Origin of the sequence: Vibrio sp. V23_P3S9T160, from assembly GCF_963886625.1 — a bacterium.
Classification (GTDB): domain Bacteria; phylum Pseudomonadota; class Gammaproteobacteria; order Enterobacterales; family Vibrionaceae; genus Vibrio; species Vibrio anguillarum.
The window spans coordinates 15,089-39,460 of the sequence record NZ_CAWPDB010000111.1; the positions used below are offsets into that span (position 1 = coordinate 15,089).

Below are 24,372 nucleotides of genomic sequence, written 5' to 3' on the forward strand. Positions count from 1 at the left end.
GACAGACAATCAGGGCGTTCAACAGGACGCCCTTTTTTCAAACCGCTATTTCCAAATAGGTGTTATTTACTCTCGCTATAGCGTTCCAAGTATAAAATCGTTGCTGCCGTGCGCGATGGGACGCGTAGCTTCTTCAGCAAACTCTTCATGTGCACCTTTACTGTCGACTCAGAAATGAACAGACGATCAGCAATTTGTTTATTCCGATACCCTTTCGCGACCTCTTTTAAAATCTGAGTTTCACGGTCGGTTAATGCCTCAAAAAGATCTTCATGCGTATGACGTTCGGCGAGGTACTGAGTAACAAACTCGCTGTACGCTTTTACACCCGTCGCGGCCTGTCTAAGCAGTTCCACCAGCTCATCTGGTTCTGTATCTTTAAGAAGGTAGCCATCAGCCCCCGCTTTCACCATAGCTTCAATATCGAGCGCACTGTCTGATACGGTTAAAATAACAATGGTAGCGGTTGATTCATCCGCACGAAGCGCTGTTAACGTATCGAGCCCTGACATGCCTTTCATATTCAAATCAAGCAGAATGAGATCCGGCTCGATGTCATGTGCCAAAGCGATGGCTTCACTGCCGTTACAAGCTTCAGCAACCACTTCAAAGTCATCTTCAAAACTCAATAGCTGGTTGATACCACGTCTCATCAAAGGATGGTCATCTACCAACATTACTCTACATCTCGTCAAAATTTGTATCCTTTGAACGTTTATATTTCAATATAACTTCACACCCAGCATTGGGTGCGGAGGTTACTGACACTGCGCCATGCAGCCGCGCCGCTCTTTCTTGCATAATGCTTAATCCATAGTGATTGAGCCTAGCACGCTGTTGATCAAAGCCAACCCCATCGTCTTTGACCGTCACCATCACCTGATCGTCTAATTCATCACAGTTGACTTGAATGGCATTAGCTTGAGCGTGTTTGATAGCATTGATAGTCGCTTCTCGGATCAATTGCAGTAAATGCACTTGTTGATGCGCATCTAAATCAATCGATGACAAATTATTATTAAGCACTATCTCCGCCGTAGTTTGCTCGCCAAGTTCCTCTAGCATGCCCTTAAGCGCTTGACCAAAATTGCCTTCTTTAATCGTTAGCCTAAAGGTGGTTAATAACTCTCTTAACTGGGTGTAAGCGCCCGACAAACCTTGATCAATATCTAAAATGATTTGCTCTTTTTTCTCTGCAGCGTGCGGGGTCTCTGCTCGGCCAATCACGCGTTTTAATAGTGATACTTGTATCTTCAGATACGAAAGCGATTGAGCCAAGGAATCATGCAGTTCCCGTGCGATGGTGGCGCGTTCTTCCATCAAGATCAACTGTTCGGCTTGTTTCTGTGCTTGATTATAATAAATGGCACGCGACAATATTTGTACGAAGTTATCAATCAAGGCGCTATTTGGACAAGGCAAGCTGTATTGCAGATACAAGTAACCCAGTTGCATCCCATCTAAGCTCAGTAAAAGCGGAGAAAGGGAGAACCCATTGCTCTCACCTTCGGATAAGCGCGTACTTTTACCCGCGTCATCACCAATTTCTAACTGGGCAAATGTGACCCCTTCAATGGTAACCAAGTGTTGCAAAATCGCTTGGAAATTATCTTGGCTAATGCGCGATGCGGTTAACTCTTGCGAGCAGTCATACAACACTTGCAGTGCTTGGTTGGCATTTTGCAACTTATGGGTTTTCTCATTCACCGCTTGCTCCAAACCGAGGTACAGCTTACCAAGGTCGGTGGCCATTTTATTAAACGTGCGGGTTAAGATCCCCATTTCATTATGGCTGGTGACATTGAGCGATACATCAAATGAACGGTTTTGGATCTGCTCACTGGCGGTCACTAGCGAACGCAATGGCCCCACCACTTCCTTACGAATAAAATGCACCACAAACAATGAGATACACAACACACCACCCAACCCCATGCCGCCAAACCAAGCCAGTTGGATCAGCTTTTGTTCTGAGAAGTGCTGCAACTTAAAGACAAAACGGTCGATTTGGCTGACAAATTTCGCTACCTCATCAAGATAGCGGTCTTTGTTCTCGCTATTTAACAAGCTTTTCAGTTCGTGCCAACGAATGATCAACTGATAATAATCTTTGGTGATGTCGTTTGGCACAGGCCAACGCTGTAATGCTTTCATTGATGCTGAATAAAGCGAACGTTCAAAAAGATAAATGTGAGATGAATAATCCACCGAGTTACTTTGAATATCATGTGCCAATCGATAGCTTTGCATACGCATTGAACCAGCAACGTTCACCGCTTCCGCATCATTGAGTGAGGAAGCGAGTGTAAAAATGGCGTAGCCTGTGATGGCAACCGATAACAGTAAAATCGACACCATGGCTTTGGCAATGGTGCTGGTGACCGACTGTTTGGATCGTTTTCTCAAAACATCTCTCCGTGAACCTCTCCTTGCCTATTGTATCTGATTGGGCGCCGCTGTCGTTAAAGCCATTCAATATGTGATCACTCGCGCTTGAATTTATTGATCTAAAACAACATGCCTAGCCAATTACCTCCTTGGGGGTATTTATAGAAATAGGACAAAAACTACAATTTGTGTATGGATAAATGAAGATTTGTTAACAAATACAGGAATGCACTTTGGTTGATCTCTCGAAAAGGCGTTTTTTTTCTCGTAATCAGGTCGATGACACCATTGTCCGCTTGCCTTGGATTGCTCACCCCCTCTCCTTTTCAGATGAGTGCACTCGCTGCGGCCGCTGCCTAGACGCGTGCGAGACAAAGATCATCACCTTAGGTGATGGCGGCTTCCCAACCATAGATTTTCATATTGATGAGTGCACCTTTTGTTATCAGTGCGCGCAGAGCTGCCCAGAGCCAATTTTCGCACCGCGCTCAACACAACCGTGGCTGGCTAAAGCAAAGCTCGAAGAAAGCTGCTTGGCTAAACGCAATGTGGAGTGTCGTAGCTGCGCTGAGTCATGTGAAGTCAGCGCTATAACGTTCAATTTAGTGATCGGAAAAGTGGCGCAACCGAATGTCGATATTGATGCCTGTAACGGATGTGGCGCGTGCGTTTCCATCTGTCCAACCTCAGCCATCCGTGTGAGCAATATTAATAATAATGAGAGATAAACATGTCACTCAATGAAGTACATATTTCAAGTTTGATCGTTCACGTCGTACCTGAACATTTAGCAGCGCTCAAAGCGACAATCGAATCGTTTGAGAACGCCGAAGTGTATGGCCAAAGCAACGAAGGGAAAATGATCGTCGTTTTGGAAACGGAAAATCAAGGCTTCGTTACTGACACCATCGATGCGATTAACAACTTACCACATGTTCTCAGCACCGCTTTGGTTTATCACCAAATAGAAAGTGGGCTGGATGACACGGATACCAACACTGGAACACAACATTCCCACATTGAGGATGACGTATGAAAATGACAAGACGCGCGTTTGTGAAAGCAAACGCAGCCGCATCCGCAGCCGCTATCGCTGGTATTACTCTACCCGCCAGCGCAACAAACTTGATTGCCAGCTCAGACCAAACAAAAATCACTTGGGATAAAGCGCCTTGTCGTTTCTGCGGTACGGGCTGTTCAGTATTAATCGGTACTCAAAACGGCAAAGTGGTTGCCACACAAGGTGACCCTGAAGCGCCTGTCAACAAAGGGTTGAACTGTATTAAAGGCTACTTCCTTTCAAAAATCATGTATGGCAAAGATCGCTTAACACAGCCACTGCTGCGCATGAAAGATGGTCAATATCATAAAGATGGAGAATTCACGCCAGTGTCGTGGGATCAGGCTTTCGATGTGATGGCTGAAAAGTGGAAACAAGCTCTAAAAGCGAAAGGGCCAACCAGTGTTGGCATGTTCGGTTCAGGCCAATGGACCGTGATGGAAGGTTACGCCGCCGTTAAACTAATGAAAGCGGGTTTTCGCTCTAATAACATTGATCCAAACGCTCGCCACTGTATGGCTTCAGCCGTTGTTGGATTTATGCGCACCTTTGGTATTGATGAACCGATGGGCTGCTATGATGATTTTGAACACGCTGATGCCTTTGTGCTTTGGGGTTCAAACATGGCCGAAATGCACCCGGTTCTTTGGACTCGTATTACCGATCGCCGTTTAAGTCACCCACACGTTAAAGTAAATGTCCTTTCGACTTATTATCATCGTTCGTTTGAGCTGGCCGACCACGGTTACATTTTCCACCCACAAAGTGACCTTGCCATCGCCAACTTCATCGCCAACTACATCATTCAAAACAATGCGGTGAACTGGGATTTCGTCAATAAACATACCCACTTCAAACAAGCGACTACGGATATTGGTTATGGCCTGCGTGACGAGCACCCATTGCAAGTTAAAGCGAAAAATGCCAACTCCGGTGATGTTACTGCGATTGACTTTGAAGCTTATAAAGCCTCGGTTGCACCTTATACGGTTGAAAAAGCCGCGCAAATGTCAGGCGTTGCCGAAGATAAACTGATCGCGCTTGCAAAACAGTACGCTGACCCTAACACCAAAGTGATGTCATTGTGGACTATGGGCATGAACCAACATACTCGCGGTGTTTGGATGCAAAGTTTGGTCTACAACCTGCACTTACTGACGGGCAAAATTGCCACACCTGGCAACAGTCCATTTTCATTAACAGGCCAGCCATCCGCTTGCGGCACAGCACGTGAAGTCGGAACCTTTTCTCATCGCTTGCCTGCTGACATGGTGGTGGCAAACCCCAAACATCGCGCGATTGCTGAAAAAACATGGAAGCTTCCGCAAGGCACCATTCCTGAAAAACCGGGCTTTCACGCCGTACAGCAAGACCGAATGCTCAAAGATGGCAAACTCAACGCTTATTGGGTGCAGTGTAATAACAACATGCAAGCAGGCCCGAATATTAACGAAGAACGTTTACCGGGTTACCGCAACCCAGAAAACTTTATCGTCGTGTCTGACCCGTATCCAACAGCCACAGCGCAAGCGGCCGACTTAGTGCTCCCTACCGCAATGTGGGTGGAAAAAGAAGGCGCTTACGGCAATGCTGAACGCCGCACTCAAGCTTGGTATCAACAAGTTGGTACTGTGGGCGAAGCAAAATCAGACTCATGGCAAGTGATGGAGTTCTCTAAACGCTTCAAAATGGAAGAAGTGTGGCCAGAAGAATTGCTCGCCAAAGCGCCACAATATCGCGGTAAAACCCTGTTTGATGTGCTGTTCAGAAACGGACAGGTTGACCAATTCCCGCTTGAAGAAGCGCGTGAACTGAACGACGACGCACATCACTTCGGTTTCTATGTACAAAAAGGGTTATTTGAAGAGTACGCCAGCTTCGGACGCGGTCACGGCCACGACTTAGCTCCTTATGATACCTACCATAACGTTCGCGGCTTACGTTGGCCGGTTGTGGATGGCAAAGAAACGTTATGGCGCTTTAAAGAAGGCTCTGACCCTTATGCGAAAAAAGGATCTGATTGGGATTTCTACGGCAAACCGGATGGTAAAGCGTGGATCATCTCCGCTCCTTATGAAGCTCCACCGGAATCACCTGATGCCGAATTTGATATGTGGCTGTGTACGGGCCGCGTGTTAGAACACTGGCACACCGGCACTATGACGCGGCGCGTGCCTGAACTTTATAAAGCCGTACCCGATGCGCTCTGTTACATCCACCCAGATGACGCCAAAGCGCGTGGGTTACGACGTGGTGATGAAGTATTGATTTCCAACAAACGCGGCGAAGTTCGTGTTCGTGTGGAAACGCGCGGCCGAAATCGTCCACCGCATGGTTTAGTCTTTATCCCATTCTTTGATGCTCGCATTTTGATTAACAAGCTGATTTTAGATGCCACGGACCCACTGTCGAAGCAGACAGACTTCAAAAAATGTCCGGTAAAAATCACTAAAGTAGCGTAAGCCAGTTAATGAATGCATCGGCTGCCCTGTGGGGAGCCGATCTTAGAATGAGCCATTAGGCGGAGAATTTAAGATGAAAAAACTACTGATCGCCCTTTTATCTTTTGGGGCTTTATTTGGCCAAACGGTACAGGCGGAACTGAATAACCCCGGCGGCAACGGCGGGCTGGAATCGCTGCGTGGCGCAACGCAACTTGAAGAGACTCGTCCTGCAGACGACTTTAAGAAGTACCCAAGAGATCAAGCGCTTGAAAGCGAATACGTCTATCAGCCACCTTTGATCCCGCATAACATTCGTGGCTACGAAGTGTCGCTAAACGCCAATAAGTGCCTTGCTTGTCACAGTTGGAAAAATGCCAAAGAGATGGGCGCAACCAAAATCAGTGTGACCCACTATGTTAACCGTGAAGATGCGGTGCTAGCTGACGTCTCACCGCGCCGTTATTTCTGTTTACAGTGCCATGTACCGCAAGCCATTGCGAAGCCTTTGGTGGAAAATGAGTTCAAATCCGTTGATTCACTTCGCTAATCGTAGCCAGATAATAACTTAAGAGGCTATTTATGAAATTATTAAAAGCGTTTTGGAAAAGGCTCACAAGCCCAAGTAAAGCGGCCGTTGGCATCGTATTGTTCATGGGGTTTGCAGGTGGTCTGCTATTTTGGGGCGCATTTAACACCGGTATGGAAGCAACAAACTCAGAAGAATTCTGCTCAGGCTGTCATGCACCGATTGTGGCTGAGATCCAAGAGACGATTCACTATTCTAACCGTTCCGGCGTACGTGCTATCTGCTCTGACTGCCATGTTCCCCATGAGTGGACAGACAAGATTATCCGCAAAGTGCAAGCCTCCAAAGAGTTGTTTGCTCATGTGGTATTAGGCACCATTAGCACACCCGAAAAGTTTCAAGCACGTCGAGCACATCTCGCGGAGCGTGAGTGGTCACGATTGAAAAATAATGACTCATTAGAGTGCCGCAACTGCCATGAGTTCGAATACATGGATTTTTCAGAGCAAGGTCCACGCAGTGCCAAACAGCACTCTACCGCCCTTGCTAGTGGTGAAAAAACCTGTGTCGATTGCCATAAAGGTATTGCACATAAACTGCCAGACATGCAAGGCGTTGAAGGCTGGCAATAGGAGAATTAACCCATGAGTACATTAGAATCGGTGATTTGGCATATTCTTGGTTACAGCGCGATGCCTGTTATTATCTTCGGCGGCTTTGCGGTGGTTGCCGCCGTTTCACTTTGGTTGCTGTCATTGAGTAAAGATAAAGAACTATAAATAAAAATCCGCCTGTGCATAAGGCGGATTTTTTTGCTTCACTTTAAATAACATGCGCAGAAATACTAAGGCGCGGAATCCACCACTACGGGCAAGTAATGTTTAGGTTCAAGTTTCAACCACTCTGGTAACACAGTCCCGATTGAGATTGAAGACCAAGTTCCAGAAATAATACCGATGAACATTGCAATAGCAAACCCTTCAAGCGGCTCCCCGCCCATTAACCACAATGCGGAAACGGTGAGTAATGTCGTACCCGAAGTCACCATAGTGCGTGAGAAAGTCGCAATCACGGCTTGGTCGGTAATCTCTTTGGTTGGCGTGCTTTGCTTAGCCACAAGCAATTCACGAATGCGGTCGGCAATGATAATAGAGTCGTTCAATGAATAACCTAATACCGCCAGTACCGCCGCAAACACGGTTAGGTTGAACTCCATCTGTGTCAGGGCAAAGAAACCGAGCACTAAAATAACGTCATGCAGCAAGGCCAACAACGAGCCGCTCGCTAAACGCCATTCAAAGCGGAAACACAAGTAACCTAAGATACACAGTAAGCAGATCATCAACGCTAAACTACCTTGCTCCACCAGATCTTGTCCCACTTGCGAGCCGACCATACTGTTGCTCACCACCGTCACATGTTCAGAGACGTCGCTGAGCAAAGTGGGAATGTTAGGCGTCTCTTGATCGCTTTCAGGAAGCGCGTAGCGGATAACCCAACGTCCTTCTTCACCTGCTTTGGTGAGCATCGTTGAATCTCCTAATGTAGGTTTCAACGCTTGCAGTAACTCTTTGTTGGTGAGGGTTTTATCGACCGTGACTTCGGTGACCATCCCACCAGTAAAATCCAAACCCATGTTGAGGCCTTTCACACCAAACGCCACTAATGAGATCAGCATCAATGTCACAGAGAGTACGCTCGTGATGTAACGAATTGGACGAATATGGTTTTTCAAATAATCAATCATGTTTATACCCTTACATCACGACGAGCATCTCGTCCCCAAATGAGATTGATAACCGCACGCGAAGCAAATACACCGCTGAACATACTGGTCATAATGCCGAGCCCTAAAGTCAGGGCAAAGCCTTGGATTGGACCATTACCGATCGAATACAGAATCACGGCGGTGATCATAGTGGTGACGTTGGCGTCAAGAATGGTGCTAAAGGCGCTGCTAAACCCAGAATCAATCGCTTGGGCGAAATTACGTCCTTCTGCAATTTTGTCTTTGATACGTTCAAAAATCAGCACGTTGGTATCGACAGCCATGCCAACCGTCAAAACCAGACCTGCAATCCCCGGCAAGGTCAGCACAGCACCCGGCAATAAGGCAATCAGACCAATGAGACACACCATGTTAAACAGCAACGCCGCGTTCGCCACCCAACCTAAACGGCGATACCAAAGCGCCATAAAAGTCAGCGTTAATGCCATACCTAAGGCTAATGCGGCAAAACCATTTTGAATGTTTTCTGCGCCCAATGAAGCGCCGATGGTACGCTCCTCTACGATAGTCACAGGCGCGGTTAATGAACCAGCGCGCAGCAATAAAGCCAGCTGCTGTGCTTCTTCCATCGAACCTGCACCAGTGATTCTAAATTGGCTACCCAGCTGCGATTGAATGGTCGCAACACTGATCACTTTTTCGCTACGCTCTGTTTCGCCACGAGCATTGGTGGTGTATTCACGGTACACGGTCGCCATCGGCTTACCGATATGCTTGGATGAAAAATCACTCATGATTTTGCCACCCGCGTGGTCAAGCGAGATGTTGACCTCAGACATTCCCACTTGGTCAATACCTGCGCGCGCATTAACAATGTGATCGCCGGTTAATACAGGGCGTTTAGTAAGTACAACATTGCGGCCATTTTCATCTTTTAGCACAATGTCTTGCGACGTAAACGCTTCGCTGGGTGATTTCGCCTCATAAAAAGCAAGGCTTGCCGTCGCACCAATCACGTTTTTCGCTTGTGATGGGTCTTGCACGCCCGGTAATTCGATACGAATGCTGTGCTCGCCTTGGCGCTGAACCATGGCTTCAGTGATGCCCAGCTCTTCAATGCGATCACGCATAATCTTGAGGTTCTGTTGCAGCGTCGTTGATTGGAAATCGACTCGATTCTGTTTTGAAGGCTTGATCAGCAGTTGATCAGAAGAGCGTTGAATATCCCACCCTGAGTAAGTCTCTTTAAGAAATGCATTGATTTTATTGAGATCTTCCGCTGAATTGCTCATTACTTTGAAGCCATCAATACCTTCAGAGCTAACTTTCACGCTGCGAAGACGCTCGTCACGCAGCTTATCTTTCACGGTATCGATCATGCTGTCACGTTGCTCTTGGAACGCTTTATCCACGTCAACGTTCAGCAAAAATTGCACACCACCACGCAGGTCCAATCCTAGTTTAATCGGGTTAAAACCTAAATTTGTCAACCATGTTGGTGCAACCGAAACGTAAGAGAACGTAATACTGTCTTCTTTTTCAATCATGCCATCGAGTAATTCTCTGGCGTGCGTTTGCTGGACTTCATCAGCAAAGACTAAGGTCGTTTTCCCACCTTGCTGCTGTATGTTTTGTACCGCAATATCGTTTTTTTCGAGTAGATGAGTCAATTCCACGACTGAATTAAGCGTCTCATTTTTAGCTGAGACTTGCAGTTGGATCGACGGCTGTTCACCATACCATGTGGGTATAGCGCTCAAGGCAAGCACAACCAAAGTGGCGGCCAATACGATATACTTCCACGCAGAATAGTGATTAATAAGACGTACTGACGCCTTTTTATTTTGTGTTTTTTTCATACCAATCCTCTCAGCAAAGCTGAGTTGTTATTACTTTAAATAAACAAGTTAAATGAACAAGCGAGTGACTTTGTCACTTGATATAAAGTAAGAAGGATCAGTACTGGCTATTTAACGCCACATACATGGCATTGGTTTCTTTCCAACCAGAAATTCTGTGGTTAGAACTGTAGGGGCGAGCTTGCCATGCCGCCAACTCAGCGACAGGAAAAAGATAAAGCCTAAAGGGAGCGACGGTGACATCGTAATTGGGCGTGTTATCGACAAAAGTGGGACCATCGTATTCAACAACTCGGGAAGTTACCCCCCAACGAGATGCGGTAACGATTGCAGCAGAAGTGTCTGAGTGAAGCGATTTTGATACGGGTGGAGCCGTTTGTTTATCTTGTTGATCAGATATTGATTGTTGATCAGAGATAGGTTGTTGAATAGCAATAGCTTGAGGCAATGTTTGCTGATGAACAATCGCCGTGAGCGAGGTTTTTTCACCATATTGTGGGATGACTTTAGGTTCAGCGTGGCTGTGCGTTTCACTTTCAATTAAATAGCCGAACGCTTGCGAAGGCAGAACCACCGCGAGAAGCGTAAACCAGACATATTTAATAAAGTGCCAATGCATGAAAAAATCATTCCTCTCAACTCAAGCAAGCAAGCAAGCAAGCAAGCAAGCAAGCAAGCATCATATTCCTGGCAACCATAAGCCTCAAGTAAAAAGATCTAAATGCTCTTACCACTTTAGCTAATGAGAAGCGTAAAATATTTCTTTGCTTTGTATATCAAAGTAAATTTTGTTGGCTAACTTGCGGCCACCACAATACACAAAATAAACCTCACGTTCTTGATATTTGAGCGACTTTACCCAGCCACCAAGCTCTTCAAAATCTTCTGGTACGCAGGTTTCATTTTTCAGCAACTCATCGGTTTTCTGCACAAAAGCCGTTTCATAGAGTTTAAAATCATCCGAATTCGCAATGTACTGCGTGACCGTTTTACGGCGCTCCTCTGCTGTGATCAGCGGGGCTTGTTCCACTAAACCATCCAGAGGTATCCACTCCGCAACTTCAGGCCCGTTTTCCTCATAGACAAAATAATCGGTAATACGGCCAAAACCCGATTTACGTTCCAAGATTTTCACCTTATCACCACGGTATAGAACCCGCTCAATAAACGCTTGTGCATCGGGCTTTTCTCTTACTCCGAGCCTTGCTAAATCGACATATAAATCATTAACGAGTGGCTTTGCTGGCAAAGTCGTTTTAGGGGAAGGCTCATCCGTTGGCACTTGTTCTTCATCGTTCGAACTCGACGAATCGGCCTGCAGTACTTCTTGCTCGGGAAGATAATAAAGAAAGTAATAGCCAGCGCCTGCACCCGCCAGCCCAAGCAGCAATAATAGAAACATCAGCATTTTTTTCATCTTGCTGCTCATTCCTTTCTTGTTGTGCGCAACCTTGTTCGGCGCGCCACGCTTTAATTGTTCGTTAATTATAGTTGAAATCTCCGAATGTCATTTTTACTCACTATTCGAACCCACAGCGATACTAACGGCAGCCTAATCCTGAACTTGATGCTATGCGTCAATCTTCTGCAAAATCAGTCCCTTTTATTGGGTGAAGCTCCCACTATCATCATGAACCATATCATTATCAAGCTCATGAATCGTACCGATACGACAGCGCTTTTCTGGAGCTAGTTTTTCATATTCGGTGAGATAAATATCGCTATGTATATGCTCTGCAATCATTTTGACCAACAGACGATTATTAGAATACAGACCCAACGCTTCTTGACGATGAGAAAACATTACTGCTTGTTTCATATCCACAACCAACATAAAACGATGCGAGGGATAACGTTGCTCCTGCTGGTCGGAGCGAGAATATAGCTCCACTTTAGGATGTGGTACCGATAATTTATTAAAGGAAAAGGTAATGACACGAACACCTCTTTCGATAGCATCACAAATTTCTTTTTCTAATAGCTCTAGATGAAAGTCAGTATTTAGGTACACCTCCACCTGCGCGAGTGCCAGCATCTCTCTCGCTTTTTGAATGAGGTTTTCAAAACCCGTCACGTTATAAATAAACTCTTTCTCCTCTTGGAGCATCATGCGCGATAGCTCTTTTTTAAGGATCTGAATATTGTCGATCGTCTGTCTTTCTATTTGGCTGAAAATGAGTTCGGGCGATTTCGCTTCATACTCTTTTGTGTCTCCATCCGACATAAAAATACAACCATTTTTGTATAAATTATCGATTGAAGAATAAACCGATGAGCGGGACAAAGAGATATCTTTGGCAATCTTATAGCCGCTTGCTCGACCATTTTTAAGTAAATTGATGTAAACCAATGCGTCTGTCTTAGTAAATCCAAACCCCATCAATTTCGTTACCAGTTCAGTCACAGGTTCTCCTCGCTTTTTATTCACAGTTGAATTCCTAAATGTACCTACACCATTTGAGGCTGCCGATAGCTAACAAGTGAAAAAAGATCACGAGCAAACCCAACGAAAAACCTCAAATTGGATAGGTATAGAGATTATCACTCCTTACGCAGTGAATGTAGACGAATCTATTGAGATTCAGGGTAAACTAAGCTTATCACCACCAAGCCTAAGCGGTGCCTAAGCCCAAGATGTTAAAACCGAAAGCGGTTAAATGCATAGGCTGCTCTTGCCACATAAACGAAATAGCACTATCACTGTTATTAATAAAAAACGTTTGCTCACCTCGGGAATAGGCCAACACGGAAGGATGCTCGACGGTATACCAATTAAGTGAAGGTTCATTCCAGTGTGGATGATTTTTACGCAATTCAATAAGCCACTGAATAAAGGCTTTGAAATCGAGATCTTGTTCAGATTCATCCCAAATCATACACTTCCGATTATCTTCTCTACCCATACCTTTACGCCCATCCATCCCTATTTCTCCACCATAGTAAATACAAGGTGAACCAACCTGCGTGAACATGAATAAATAGGCTAGCTTAGCTTTATGCTTATCATTGGCACATAAGCTAAGTAAACGAGTCGTATCATGGCTTTCTAGTAAATTAAACATCACTTCGTTGACGTTTTTAGGATACGCAAGATATGAACGAGTCACTGCATACATGAAGGTTTCTTTATCATAAGCCTGCAGTGCAAAATAATCCGTAGTGGCCTGAGTCAGTGGGTAATTCATTAAAGAATCGTATTGATCGCCACGTAACCAAGGCATACCCTCGTGCCAAATCTCGCCCAAAATGTAGCAATCAGGTTTTATACTTTTCACCGTGCGACGAAAATCCCGCCAAAACTCATGATCGACTTCGTTTGCAACGTCTAAGCGCCAACCATCAATGTCAAATTCTTCAACCCAATGTCGTGCCACACTCAACAGATACTGGCGACATTGTTCGTTTTCGGTATTCAATTTGGGCATTTCGATCACATTGCCAAACGTTTCGTAATTGAAATCCCAAAAATCCCACTCTTCTTTCGGCGTATCTGGATAGACTGGGAAGCGGTTAATCCAAAACCAATCTGCGTAACGCGACAGAGCTCCATTTTTCACCACATCCAGCCAAAATGGGTGCTGATCACCAATGTGGTTAAACACTGCATCTAACATCACTTTCATATTGCGGCGATGTGCTTCTTTAACCAAAGCCCGAAATGCCTCATTACCACCAAAATGTGGATCCACATTAAAATAATCAACAGTGTCGTATTTGTGATTCGCATTGGCAGTAAATACTGGACAAAAATACAACCCATTCACCCCCAGTTCTTGGAGATAATCCAGTTTTTCAATCACACCCCATAGGTCGCCCCCCATAAAGTTATGCGAACTAGGCTGGCTACCCCACGGCTGAACATCGCAAGGAGAAATATCCGGCATTCCATTATGGAAACGTTCAGGAAAAATTTGATACCAAATAGTTTCTTTGACCCAATTTGGCGTGCGTAACACATCTCGCGGATTAAGGTACGGGAAACAGAAAAAATTGCTCAAGTTACTTAATTCCATTTCCGCAATATTAGGATCACGGATATCAACACATCGCTTTTCTCCAAACAGCAGTTTTTCACCTTCACGACCATGAAGAATGAAGCCATAACGACTTCGACGTTTCGGTGGCTGAAACTGTGCAAACCAATGGTCGTGATACTCCGTTTGTCCCTCAAATAACATAGGCACCGTGTTACCGCCAACCCAACCATGTGCATCACTGCCGTCTAAGTTACCGCCGTCTAAACCACCTTCAGCCCAGTGATATGGGTCACCAATCCACAAGGAAACATTATCCACTTCTCCTTTGGCCGTACGGAAACGAATATGTAAAGTTGCATTGTCATAAGCGTAGCTATCTGCACTCTTTGCGGAATGCATCAGTGAACTTTTTGTGATCATACTAAATGTACCTAAGAATTATTCTTTTACCGCGCCGCTAACAAGGCCCGTGGTGATGTGTTTTTGAGTTACTATGAAAAGCAACGTGATAGGTATCGCTACCAATAAAGATCCTGCGGCAAACAGCGTAAAGTTCTCGGCTGAGTTTGATGAAATCCAACTGAAGATCCCAATGGCTAAGGTCATTTTTTCTTCACTACGCAAAATCAACGTCGGCAAAATGAAATCCATCCAAGGCCCCGTGAATGATACCAAAGCAACGAATACTAAAATGGGGCGGGCTAATGGCAGAATAATTTCTAGAAAAATCGTCATGTGCCCTGCTCCATCAATTTTTGCCGCTTCATCTAATGAGGTTGGTAACGCATCAAAATACCCTTTCACGAGCCAAGTCATAAATGGTAACGACCCGGTTACATACACAAACAGTAATCCTGCATAAGTGTCAATTAAGTTCATTTTTGATAATAGAATGTAAATTGCCGTCATCGATAAAAATGCGGGGAACATTTGCAGCACTAAAATCCCCATCATCACATTACGTTTACCTTTAAATCGATAACGAGAAAAAACATAAGCCGTCATAGTGACCACAATGAGTGAGATTCCCATATTGGCGGTGGCTAATATCAATGTATTGATATACCAATCTAAATAAGGTGTATCAGTAAATAACGCACGATAATGGTCCAGCGTAAACGTAATATCACTAAATGAAGTACTAAAGAGATTATTGCCACGCTTAAACGATGCGAGGATAGTCCAGGCAACCGGCCCTAACACTAACAAAGCATTCAGTAACAAGAACAGATAGACCAATAGCGTCCCTAGTTTTTCAGCAAGTCGATTCATCGTTACATCCCCACATCATCTTTAAAGGATTTCATTCTGCGGAACTGCCAAATAGCAATTACGGACAGGAATAGGAAGATTACAATCGAAATAACAGAAGCAATCTGGTATTGCTGGAAGTCCAAGGTCAATTTGTAAATCCAAGTGATCAAAATATCGGTATGTCCAGCAAAACGGTATTCAGGATTGATCGGCCCGCCTTCAGTCAACAAGAATATCGCTCCAAAATTATTGAAGTTATGAGCAAATGTCATGACTAGTGAGGGGGCGACTTGGTGCAATACCATCGGCAACGTTATCTCTTGAAACTGCTGGAATTTACTTGCCCCATCGACTTCACTGGCTTCATAGAGATCACGAGGAATGTTGGTCAATGCCCCAGCAATCAACAGCATAAAATAAGGCGCCCCAACCCAGACACTGACGGCAATTACTGTTATCTTGGCGGTAAATGGATCAGATAAAAATGCAATAGAATCGAATCCCCAACTATTTAAAGTGGCGTTTACCGGGCCAATTCCATTCAGTAATAAGCGAAACATTAGTAAGGTAACAAATGCGGGAATGGCATAAGGGAGAATAAAGACAAACCGCCAGAGTTTTTTCGCTTGAATGTTCCGATTCTCTAAGGCGAGAGCGAGCAAGAAGCCAAAACCGCAAGTACAAATTGTTGCAGCGACTGCCCATCCAACCGTCCATAAAGCAACACCAAAAAATGTATTTGACCAAATTTTCAGCTCAAACAATGTCCAAAAATTTCTTAACCCTACCCAGTCCACTAAATTCTTAGGGGGGATATGATGAGGTGCTGAATAGTTCGTAAATGAAACCAGTACCGTAATTGCGATAGGCAGAATAATAAACGCAATAGTCACTATCAAAGCGGGAGAAAGTACGATGAATGCAAAATGTTTATTATAAATGGATTGAATTTGCCCACGAATATTCAGCTTACACAATGTACAAGATTGAGCATCTTTGACGTTCAGAATATAGGTAGTAATGAAACAGAGCATCAGAATGACAGCAATAACACCTTCCACCAACATATAAATGGAGTTATCGCCTTGGATAACTTGAAAACCTTGCCGAACTTGTACCACATCGCCTAAAGAAACCAAGCCGTTGAGCGCCAAAATAAGGTTAGGCAGCGCAAACAAAAACAACACATTAACCGTAAAAAGAAAGATGCCTTTCACCCAATGTTTATGTGCAAGTTGCGTTGTACCCATGATCAACATTGAACTGAGGAAATGGAGTCTATTTTGAGTTTTGGCTAACAACATGCTTACTCCTGAAATGCAATCTGCTCTTCAATTATTGCTCGAGCATGGTCCAGCACTGACTTTGGCTCTTTACCATTTACCCACATTGCGGTGATAGCACTGGCCATGGGAGACCACAAATAACCCATTTCAGGAATCGATGGCATCGCATCGGAATAGAATCCCTGAGCGATGATGGCGTAAGTGGCTTCATCTGCATCGACAATGATCTCTTCCATTAACGATTGAACGGGTGGAATGGATTTCGTCATCTCATATCGCTTCATCAGCATCTTGTCAGACGCAATGTAATCAGCAAACAGTTGCGCTGCTTTTGGGTATTCACTGTATGTCGATACCACTGCAAGCCTAACTGTTGAAAAAGTACGTAATTGCTGACCTTCTAGAGTGGGAATCGGCATGACCCCATAGTTTACGCCGCTCGCGGCATAGCCTTGAATTGCCCAAGGACCATCAATAATTGCGGCCACTTTACCCTCGGAAAATAAACCACGGCGAACTTGCGGGTTACGCATATCAATCGGGTTTGAACTATTAGCCGCTTGCAATGTTTTCATGGCCAAAAGACCTTTTTGCGCTAATTCAGAATTGATCCCGATATCTTTAGCATCTGTCCCTTTATTCCCAAATTCATAAGCGCCATAAAGGGTTAAAAACATTCGAGATTCATAATAATTTTGCACATCCCACAATAAAGCGTATTTGTTCTCTTTTACATTATTAAATATCTCGCCATAACGAATCAGAGCTTCAAATGTTTTGGGTGCTTCAGGTAATAAATCCTTGTTATAAAAAAGCGCCAACGTCGCATAACTGACAGGGAAACCATAACTGTTTCCGTCATACTGCATTGCGGAAACAGCATTTGGCATAAAGTTACGTTTCATACGATCAGCTGAAACTAAGTTTTCCATCGCCCCACCGGCAACGACTAACCTTCCTAATAAGTCATGCTCTATTTCTGCCACATCCGCAACGCGTGCGGATCCGCCGTCTTGAATCATTCGCGATGCAGCGTCTATCGGAGCTAAACCACGAAATGTAAATTTAACTTTGTAACCAAAATTTTGATTGAATTGGTCAGCGGCATATTTCATATAGTCGAGCGTCGTGTTATCTGTCCAAATCAATAATTCAGAGTCTATTTCCGGCGTAATCGTCTCAGCAGAAACAATAGAAGCTGAGCAAATCAAAGTTGCAGCCAATACTGTTTTCATCCATCTATTTCTCATATCAACACCAATGGTAGTACAAAAGATACTACTAGGTTAAATGTCGCCGATTTTAAGTCAACCACTATCATCTTCATACCACAGTAAATTGTGATTTCAATCACCAAACCTTATTTAAAAACACTTAAATGGGCATATACAAAAACCTAAACAACACGTCACCAAGTAGAGCCACAAGGCAAAAACGCGTAAAAACCTCCTTTAAATCAATCGGCAAAGAAGTAAATTCGTGATCGAAATCTCTATAATAAGCAATTAAAAGTGACCGACTTCTCACTTACAGAATGCTTAGGAGGAAAAATTTATTAATATGCAGAACAATATTTAGGCGTTCAAAGTGAACTACTAAATATTCATCTATATTATAACTACGATTTACAACCTTAAATAGGTTGATAAGGACCTGTCGTGAAAAGAACGTTACTTGCTATATCCGTAGCAACAGCAATCGCTGTTTCTACTCCCGCTTTCGCTGCCAGTGAGCATGGTTTAAACCCTGAAGATAGCTTTTTTGACCAAGCGCTTCAGTTTGGAGGCCATGTAGGAACTTCTCTTGAATACGAAGACAAAATTACCAATGGCTTTACTGGCATAGATAAAAAGGAAAAAACGACCACCCATGAAGCCTTTGGCGTGTACTACAACAATGCCAAATGGAACATGACCGCTTTGTATGCCCTTAAAATAGAAAATAGAGAGCAACATGAGGGCAGTTACCACGAAAATGAAGATGGATTAAAGCATCTATTTTCACTCAATAAGGGTTACGACTTAAGTAACGGTTGGGCGACAGGCCTAATTTATGAATTGGAATATACAGACAGCAAAGTTTATTCACCTTATGTAAGTGGTTTACGTAAAAATTTAGCAGAACACAGTTTACGACCTTATTTGACCTACTGGAATAATGAATACAGTTGGGGTTTTTATTCAAATTTGGAGTATCTCTATAGCAAAGAAGATAAAAGCGAATGGGGTGAACGAACAGAAACTGGGTATAGCATTTTATTCAGACCCTATAAACGGTTTGGTAACTGGGAACTTGGCTTGGAAATGTACTACCAAATCAAAGATAATGAAGATTACCAATCTAACGGAAATATCAATGAGATCAGTGATTTTACCGAGAAATATATTGAGCCCGTCGTACAATATAGTTTTGATGACGCAGGCACGCTCTATGTAAGAGCTCGTCTCGGTGACAATGAAACCAATAATGCCAGCAACAGCGGTGGTGGGAACGCTAATGTTGACTACTTCAAAGATATTCGTAAAGCCACTTTAGGCTATGAACAAGCTGTAGGTGACAGCTGGTTAGTTAAAGGAGAATACGAATTTGCTAATGAAGTAGAAGAAAAAAGTAAACTGGCGGGTTGGGAAGCAAAAAATGAAAGCGAGCTAACACAGCACACTGTTTATCTCCAAGCTCTATATCGTTTCTAATCCATTCAAAGAGGCTAAAATGATCCATGTTTCAGAAATTGCGCAGTTGATCTCCGGTAAAATTGAAGGTGATGCGTCTATATCGATTGATACAATTCGACCAGTAAATGCGCCACAGATAGCTGGCGGATTAGCGATTGTTTTTTCTAAAAAAGACATACATTCAATTTCTGAAACTACAGCAGATGTTTTAATTGGTCCGGCCGCGATTTGTAGCAGCACTGTCAAAACCAAAATTATTATTGAACATTTAGATGCAAATACTCTCAACAAACTGCTGCGTTATTATAAAGTACAGATGTATCAATTATTTGATCAAGGGAACACCGCAACCATCGACGATGTCTATATTGGAAAACATTGTCAAATTGGTGAAAACTGCCATTTCATGCCTGGTGTGAAGATTATGAATGGTGTGACTATCGGTAATAACGTCGCTATTCATGCTAATACAGTGATCAAAGAAGGCACAATTATTGGAAATAATGTCACTATCGATTCTAATAACTCTATTGGCAATTTCAGTTTTGAATATATGGCAGTGAAAGATGGAGCCTACCAACGCGTTGAAAGCATCGGCAGAGTAGTTATTCACGACGACGTAGAAATTGGTTGCAATAATACCATTGATAGAGGAACACTCGGCGATACCGTTATTGGCCAAGGAACCAAGATCGATAACCAAATCCAAATTGGGCATGACTGCCAAATAGGTAAACATTGTCTGCTCATCTCACAATCTGGATTTGCAGGGCATACCACTCTTGGTGATCACGTCGTGGTTCACGGCCAAGCGGGTACTGCTGGGCACGTCACCATTGGCAGCTACTCAGTAATTAAAGCCAAATCTGGCGTAAGTCATTCTTTTCCAGAGAAAAGTGACTTATTTGGTTATCCCGCGAAGGAGGCAAAAGCCTATTACAAGAACCTTGCGGTTCTCAATAAAATAACCCAGCACTTTGAAACTCATAAATCGAAATCAACACACCGAGATTGGCTTTCTAAATTACTGCAGAAAAAAATCTGATGATCATCTGTTACTCAAATATTTCACATTACCAATGAAGGAATTTACGATGAAAAGCTCTCTACTTATCGCAGCGACACTGGCTGTATTGCTCGCTGGTTGTGCCAGCACCACTACCCAACAAAACGACTCAGTACAAAATGTAGACCCTCGATTCTCTCAATGTGACTTACCTACATTAGAAGAACGAGGCCCTATCCGCCCATCCATATTTGTTGTTGGAACCTTTGCTGATGGGCAATGGCTTCATATGGATAACCGCCAGATGGGTTACAAAGGTGACGGCATTTATCAAGTAGTAAGTAACGAAAAGGCAGGCAACGTGAGCTTGCAATTCGCCACAATGAGCTGGAACCCTCAATATACAGCCGCAGGATTAACGCTAACGGTAGGGCAAGTCAAAGAACTCAAACGTGCTGGCTTTGCCAAAAATACAGTCGTCATGCTACCAAAAGATGGCCAATACGTCTGGACGGTACAAATAGCCGACGATAAAACACCACGTTTAGTCATGATTTCTGAATGTAAATAACTGCTTGCACAATACAATACACGGAGAAATTCATGGCTACTGTTAGCTTACGAAAAATAGAAAAAGAGTATGAGAACGGCTTTAAAGCCGTTCACGGAATTGATCTAGATATCCATGATGGCGAATTCATGGTGTTTGTTGGACCATCAGGCTGCGCAAAGTCAACCACACTCAGAATGATTGCCGGGTTAGAAGGGATTAGCGGTGGGGAGATTCGTATCGGTAACCAAATTGTTAACGATTTACCCCCTAAAGAACGTGGTATCGCTATGGTGTTTCAAAATTACGCCCTATACCCTCATAAAACAGTTTTTGACAATATGGCCTTTGGATTAAAAATGCAAAAAAGGCCTAAAGATGAAATTAAACAAAGAGTAGAAGAAGCGGCAGAAAAATTAGAAATTACCGAATTGCTCTATCGTAAACCCAAAGAAATGTCGGGTGGACAACGCCAACGAGTAGCAGTAGGGAGGGTAATCGTTCGCAAGCCTGATGTTTTTCTTTTTGACGAACCACTATCCAATTTGGACGCAAAGCTTCGGGTTTCAATGCGTGTGAAAATTGCCCAATTGCATCAATCACTCAAAGAAGAAGGCACACCCGCAACGATGATCTATGTCACTCACGATCAAACTGAAGCCTTGACGTTAGGTGATAGAATTTGCGTATTAAACCAGGGCCGGATTATGCAAGTTGATACGCCAGCCAATCTTTATAATTATCCAGCCAACAAGTTTGTGGCCAGTTTCATTGGATCACCTGCCATGAATTTAGTCGACACTGTGATTCGCTCAGAAAACGAACAGCTTTATATAGACATTGCCGCCAATGTTCGCATGTTTATTCCACATGAGAAGCAAATCGCCTTACAACAATATATCAATAAACCTGTCTGTTTTGGCATTCGCCCTGAGCATATTCATTTAGCAGCAGAACACGACACTATCAATACCGTTGAAGGCACATTGACGGTTGTTGAAAATATGGGGAACGAAAAATATCTCTATTTTACTGTGGCAGGTAAGGAGTTGATAGCAAGAGTCAACGATCAAACCATTACAACTGCTCATATTGGCAAAACAATGCGTTTTAACCTCAATACCACATTTTGCCATATTTTTGATTTCTACAGTGAACAAAGTTTGACCAATAGCCAGTAATAATTACTGGTTAATATTCACAAAAATGAAGGGATCTCCAATGAAAAAAAACACCATACTGTGTACGGCAGTACTCAGTGTTATTGCACTTAATGGATTATTGAATAGCCAAATATTACTAGCCGCGGAACCAACTATTCAATCCGGAGAAAATACATACCTCGATTTTCGTAAAGAAACAATTTACTTTGTATTTTTAGACCGTTTCAGCGATGGTGATCCAAATAATAATACTGGTAAAAATGCAGAAACTTATAACCCTAACAATCTTAAAAAATATATCGGTGGTGATATTAAAGGCTTAATTAATAAATTGCCCTACCTCAAATCGTTAGGAATTACTGCCATTTGGATTACACCACCAGTCGATAATGCTGACAATACAGATGCTAATGGTGGTGCAGGTTATCACGGTTATTGGGGAAAAGATTTTTTCCGCGTAGATGAGCATTTAGGCAGTATCGAAGATTTCAAAGAACTCACGACTAAAATGCATTCTCCTGAATACAACATGAAATTAGTTCTAGACTATGCTCCTAATCACTCAAATGGCAATGATGAAAACGAATACGGAGCACTCTACCTAGATGGACAACTGATCACTGATTATAATACCGATGTTGCGGCGGGTACTAACTGGTATAACCATAACGGAGGTGTTACTGACTGGAATAATTGGTATCAAGTCCGTAATTATAACCTATTCAACTTATCTGATTTTAACCAAACCAATCCCGATGTTTATCAGTATCTTTTAGACGGTGCTAAATTTTGGATTGATGCTGGAGCTGATGCAATACGTATTGATGCTATAAAACATATGGATAAAACTTTTATCCAACGTTGGACTACGGACATTTATAATTACAGTAAAGCATTAGGTCGTGAAGGATTTTATTTCTTTGGTGAATGGTTCGGAGCAAGTGCAAGCATCACGACTGGTATTGATGGGTATGCCATTGACTACGCCAACTCTTCTGGTTCAGCTTTACTTGATTTCGGCTTTAGAGACACCTTAGAAAGGGTACTAACTAACCGTCCCGGAAATAACATGGAAACATTAAATGGCTACTTAGAAAAAAGGAAAACTGTCTTCAGTAGTGATGATTGGCAAGTTGTTTTCATGGATAACCATGATATGGCCAGAATATCCACCGCTCTAAGGTCAAATGCATCGACATTTGGCCCTGGTAATAATGAAGCTGGTGGCAATCAAAATGAAGAGTTTGCCAAACAACGTCTCAACCTAGGACTAGTTATCACAATGACAGTACGTGGGATACCCGCCATTTACTACGGAACTGAACACTATGCAGCTAACTTTACGACAAATGATTTCGGACAAGTAGGAAGTGATCCTTACAACCGAGAAAAAATGCCAAGTTTTGATGAGGATACCGAGGCATTTAAGATCATCCAAGCACTAACATCACTCAGAAAAAATAGCACAGCGATACAAAAAGGAAGTTACATACAACGCTGGAAAAATGACGACATACTGGTATATGAACGGCAAGATGGTTCAGATACTGTTACCGTTGCACTAAACCGTGGTCCAGCAACAACCATAGTAGTGAATAACTTAGCGATTGGTGATGGATCCCACCTCAACTTACTTAACAACGAAACAATTGCCGTTAACGAAGGAAAAGCAACACTCCATCTAAATCAAAATGAAGCTATCGTTTTGCACAATAGTGAGGGTGCCGAAGAACCAAGACTGAGTACCATCTCTTTTTCCTGTAATCAAGGATATACAATTACAGGACAAAGTGTTTATGCCATTGGCAATGTGACACAGCTAGGAAACTGGGATCTAACAAAAGCAGTCAAGCTTTCACCTAACTTATATCCAACTTGGAGCGCCGATATTGCAGTACCGGCAGGAGAGGCTATTGAATGGAAATGTGTTAAACGCCATGAATCTATCTCAACAAATCTAGTCGAATGGCAATCGGGAGGCAATAACCAATTTAATAGCTTAAATACTCAAACAACTAGTGGATCTTTCTAACCGCTTCTTTTCTCCATAGCTAACACCAGCTATTTGGCTGTCTCTTGATCACAAGTCTGGTGAATCAAGAGACTTAGCCAGTTCATACCCTTCAAGGATGGTTTGTAACCTAAACCATCCTTGCCATAATGTCTTTATAGAAGCACGACCCGTTCGCTTTGTATTCTTCCAACCCCCTAATCGAGCAATACCTCTGTAAGCCCATGATATGTCCGGAGCTTCCTTCGGTAGCCCTTTTCTTTCTAGCTTTAGCCACATTAGCTTCCATGCTTTGCCTTTTAATATCGGCTCACAACTGCTCTTAGATAACTCATCTGATTCATTCATAAATCTCAACTGGAGCAACCGAGTCGCGATAAAAGCCAGAATAACGCTGAGCCTTTCTAAGTTATCTTTGCTTTGCATTCTCAATTGCTCGACTTG

At 43.3% G+C, this 24,372-nt stretch carries 23 protein-coding genes; 11 read left to right on the forward strand and 12 right to left on the reverse strand.

The genetic code is table 11. The annotated features are described in order from the left end of the window. Nucleotides 1–62: 62 nt before the first annotated feature. Nucleotides 63–695 carry a response regulator gene (locus AACU59_RS07035; RefSeq protein WP_013868534.1) on the reverse strand — a complete coding sequence of 211 codons (633 nt, stop codon included), beginning with the start codon at nt 693–695 and terminating at the stop codon, nt 63–65. Further along, on the reverse strand, nt 682–2,406 hold the full coding sequence (narQ, locus tag AACU59_RS07040) for a nitrate/nitrite two-component system sensor histidine kinase NarQ (protein WP_094145171.1): 1,725 nt from the start codon (nt 2,404–2,406) through the stop codon (nt 682–684). Before narQ ends, AACU59_RS07035 begins: the two co-directional genes overlap by 14 nt. 215 nt (nt 2,407–2,621) lie before the next feature. Between narQ and napF the strand changes: the two genes are divergently transcribed. The 6 genes from napF (at nt 2,622) to AACU59_RS07070 (ending at nt 7,197) form a co-directional block, all read left to right on the forward strand. Then, the gene (gene napF / locus AACU59_RS07045) at nt 2,622–3,116 is read left to right on the forward strand and encodes a ferredoxin-type protein NapF (protein WP_017045373.1); all 495 of its coding nucleotides are present in this window, start codon (nt 2,622–2,624) and stop codon (nt 3,114–3,116) included. A 2-nt stretch (nt 3,117–3,118) separates the two neighbouring features. Continuing rightward, nucleotides 3,119–3,424 (forward strand): chaperone NapD, encoded by a 306-nt coding sequence (locus tag AACU59_RS07050; protein ID WP_013868531.1) that lies wholly within the window; start codon nt 3,119–3,121, stop codon nt 3,422–3,424. Then, entirely contained in the window at nt 3,421–5,910 is a 2,490-nt protein-coding gene (gene napA / locus AACU59_RS07055; protein WP_094126834.1) for a periplasmic nitrate reductase subunit alpha, read from the forward strand. The genes AACU59_RS07050 and napA overlap by 4 nt, the downstream gene beginning before the upstream one ends. Nucleotides 5,911–5,983: 73 nt before the next feature. Beyond that, nucleotides 5,984–6,439, forward strand: coding sequence for a nitrate reductase cytochrome c-type subunit (locus tag AACU59_RS07060; protein WP_013868529.1), 456 nt, complete (start codon nt 5,984–5,986; stop codon nt 6,437–6,439). Nucleotides 6,440–6,471: 32 nt separating this feature from the next. Beyond that, nucleotides 6,472–7,050 carry a NapC/NirT family cytochrome c gene (locus tag AACU59_RS07065; RefSeq protein ID WP_013868528.1) on the forward strand — a complete coding sequence of 193 codons (579 nt, stop codon included), beginning with the start codon at nt 6,472–6,474 and terminating at the stop codon, nt 7,048–7,050. 12 nt (nt 7,051–7,062) lie between these two features. Then, nucleotides 7,063–7,197, forward strand: coding sequence for a TIGR02808 family protein (locus AACU59_RS07070; RefSeq protein ID WP_013868527.1), 135 nt, complete (start codon nt 7,063–7,065; stop codon nt 7,195–7,197). 65 nt (nt 7,198–7,262) lie between these two features. On the opposite strand, the gene secF is transcribed toward AACU59_RS07070, so the two are convergent. The 9 genes from secF to AACU59_RS07115 form a co-directional block, all read right to left on the reverse strand. Next, a complete protein-coding gene (gene secF / locus AACU59_RS07075; protein WP_017045371.1) occupies nt 7,263–8,165 on the reverse strand; it encodes a protein translocase subunit SecF in 903 nt (300 codons plus the stop codon). Between the two features lie 2 nt (nt 8,166–8,167). After that, nucleotides 8,168–10,006 carry a protein translocase subunit SecD gene (gene secD / locus AACU59_RS07080; protein ID WP_094143613.1) on the reverse strand — a complete coding sequence of 613 codons (1,839 nt, stop codon included), beginning with the start codon at nt 10,004–10,006 and terminating at the stop codon, nt 8,168–8,170. A 97-nt stretch (nt 10,007–10,103) separates the two neighbouring features. Continuing rightward, the gene (locus tag AACU59_RS07085) at nt 10,104–10,625 is read right to left on the reverse strand and encodes a hypothetical protein (protein ID WP_094143615.1); all 522 of its coding nucleotides are present in this window, start codon (nt 10,623–10,625) and stop codon (nt 10,104–10,106) included. A 120-nt stretch (nt 10,626–10,745) separates the two neighbouring features. Continuing rightward, the gene (locus AACU59_RS07090) at nt 10,746–11,423 is read right to left on the reverse strand and encodes an SH3 domain-containing protein (RefSeq protein WP_237666606.1); all 678 of its coding nucleotides are present in this window, start codon (nt 11,421–11,423) and stop codon (nt 10,746–10,748) included. Nucleotides 11,424–11,609: 186 nt separating this feature from the next. After that, nucleotides 11,610–12,410 carry a TrmB family transcriptional regulator gene (locus tag AACU59_RS07095; RefSeq protein ID WP_161437690.1) on the reverse strand — a complete coding sequence of 267 codons (801 nt, stop codon included), beginning with the start codon at nt 12,408–12,410 and terminating at the stop codon, nt 11,610–11,612. Between the two features lie 208 nt (nt 12,411–12,618). Next, the gene (locus AACU59_RS07100) at nt 12,619–14,403 is read right to left on the reverse strand and encodes a glycoside hydrolase family 13 protein (RefSeq protein WP_094145220.1); all 1,785 of its coding nucleotides are present in this window, start codon (nt 14,401–14,403) and stop codon (nt 12,619–12,621) included. Nucleotides 14,404–14,421: 18 nt separating this feature from the next. Then, a complete protein-coding gene (locus AACU59_RS07105) occupies nt 14,422–15,255 on the reverse strand; it encodes a sugar ABC transporter permease (RefSeq protein WP_161437691.1) in 834 nt (277 codons plus the stop codon). Nucleotides 15,256–15,257: 2 nt separating this feature from the next. Continuing rightward, nucleotides 15,258–16,541 (reverse strand): carbohydrate ABC transporter permease, encoded by a 1,284-nt coding sequence (locus AACU59_RS07110; RefSeq protein ID WP_161437692.1) that lies wholly within the window; start codon nt 16,539–16,541, stop codon nt 15,258–15,260. 2 nt (nt 16,542–16,543) lie between these two features. Continuing rightward, on the reverse strand, nt 16,544–17,773 hold the full coding sequence (locus AACU59_RS07115; RefSeq protein WP_202598835.1) for a sugar ABC transporter substrate-binding protein: 1,230 nt from the start codon (nt 17,771–17,773) through the stop codon (nt 16,544–16,546). Nucleotides 17,774–18,181: 408 nt separating this feature from the next. Between AACU59_RS07115 and AACU59_RS07120 the strand changes: the two genes are divergently transcribed. The 5 genes from AACU59_RS07120 to AACU59_RS07140 are packed head-to-tail and all read left to right on the forward strand — an operon-like array spanning nt 18,182 to nt 23,949. Continuing rightward, complete coding sequence (locus tag AACU59_RS07120; protein WP_013868517.1) at nt 18,182–19,216, forward strand: cyclodextrin porin; 1,035 nt, start codon at nt 18,182–18,184, stop codon at nt 19,214–19,216. A 19-nt stretch (nt 19,217–19,235) separates the two neighbouring features. After that, on the forward strand, nt 19,236–20,243 hold the full coding sequence (locus tag AACU59_RS07125) for a UDP-3-O-(3-hydroxymyristoyl)glucosamine N-acyltransferase (RefSeq protein WP_094144499.1): 1,008 nt from the start codon (nt 19,236–19,238) through the stop codon (nt 20,241–20,243). Between the two features lie 49 nt (nt 20,244–20,292). Further along, nucleotides 20,293–20,775: a glycosidase gene (locus AACU59_RS07130; protein WP_047691240.1), complete on the forward strand. Its 483-nt coding sequence runs from the start codon at nt 20,293–20,295 to the stop codon at nt 20,773–20,775. 32 nt (nt 20,776–20,807) lie between these two features. Then, nucleotides 20,808–21,935, forward strand: coding sequence for an ABC transporter ATP-binding protein (locus AACU59_RS07135; protein WP_094144498.1), 1,128 nt, complete (start codon nt 20,808–20,810; stop codon nt 21,933–21,935). A gap of 40 nt (nt 21,936–21,975) precedes the next feature. Next, nucleotides 21,976–23,949, forward strand: coding sequence for an alpha-amylase family glycosyl hydrolase (locus tag AACU59_RS07140; protein ID WP_115340075.1), 1,974 nt, complete (start codon nt 21,976–21,978; stop codon nt 23,947–23,949). 48 nt (nt 23,950–23,997) lie between these two features. Here AACU59_RS07140 and AACU59_RS07145 read toward each other — a convergent pair. Then, on the reverse strand, nt 23,998–24,372 hold a 375-nt coding region (locus tag AACU59_RS07145), incomplete at its 5' end, for an IS4 family transposase (RefSeq protein WP_272925435.1).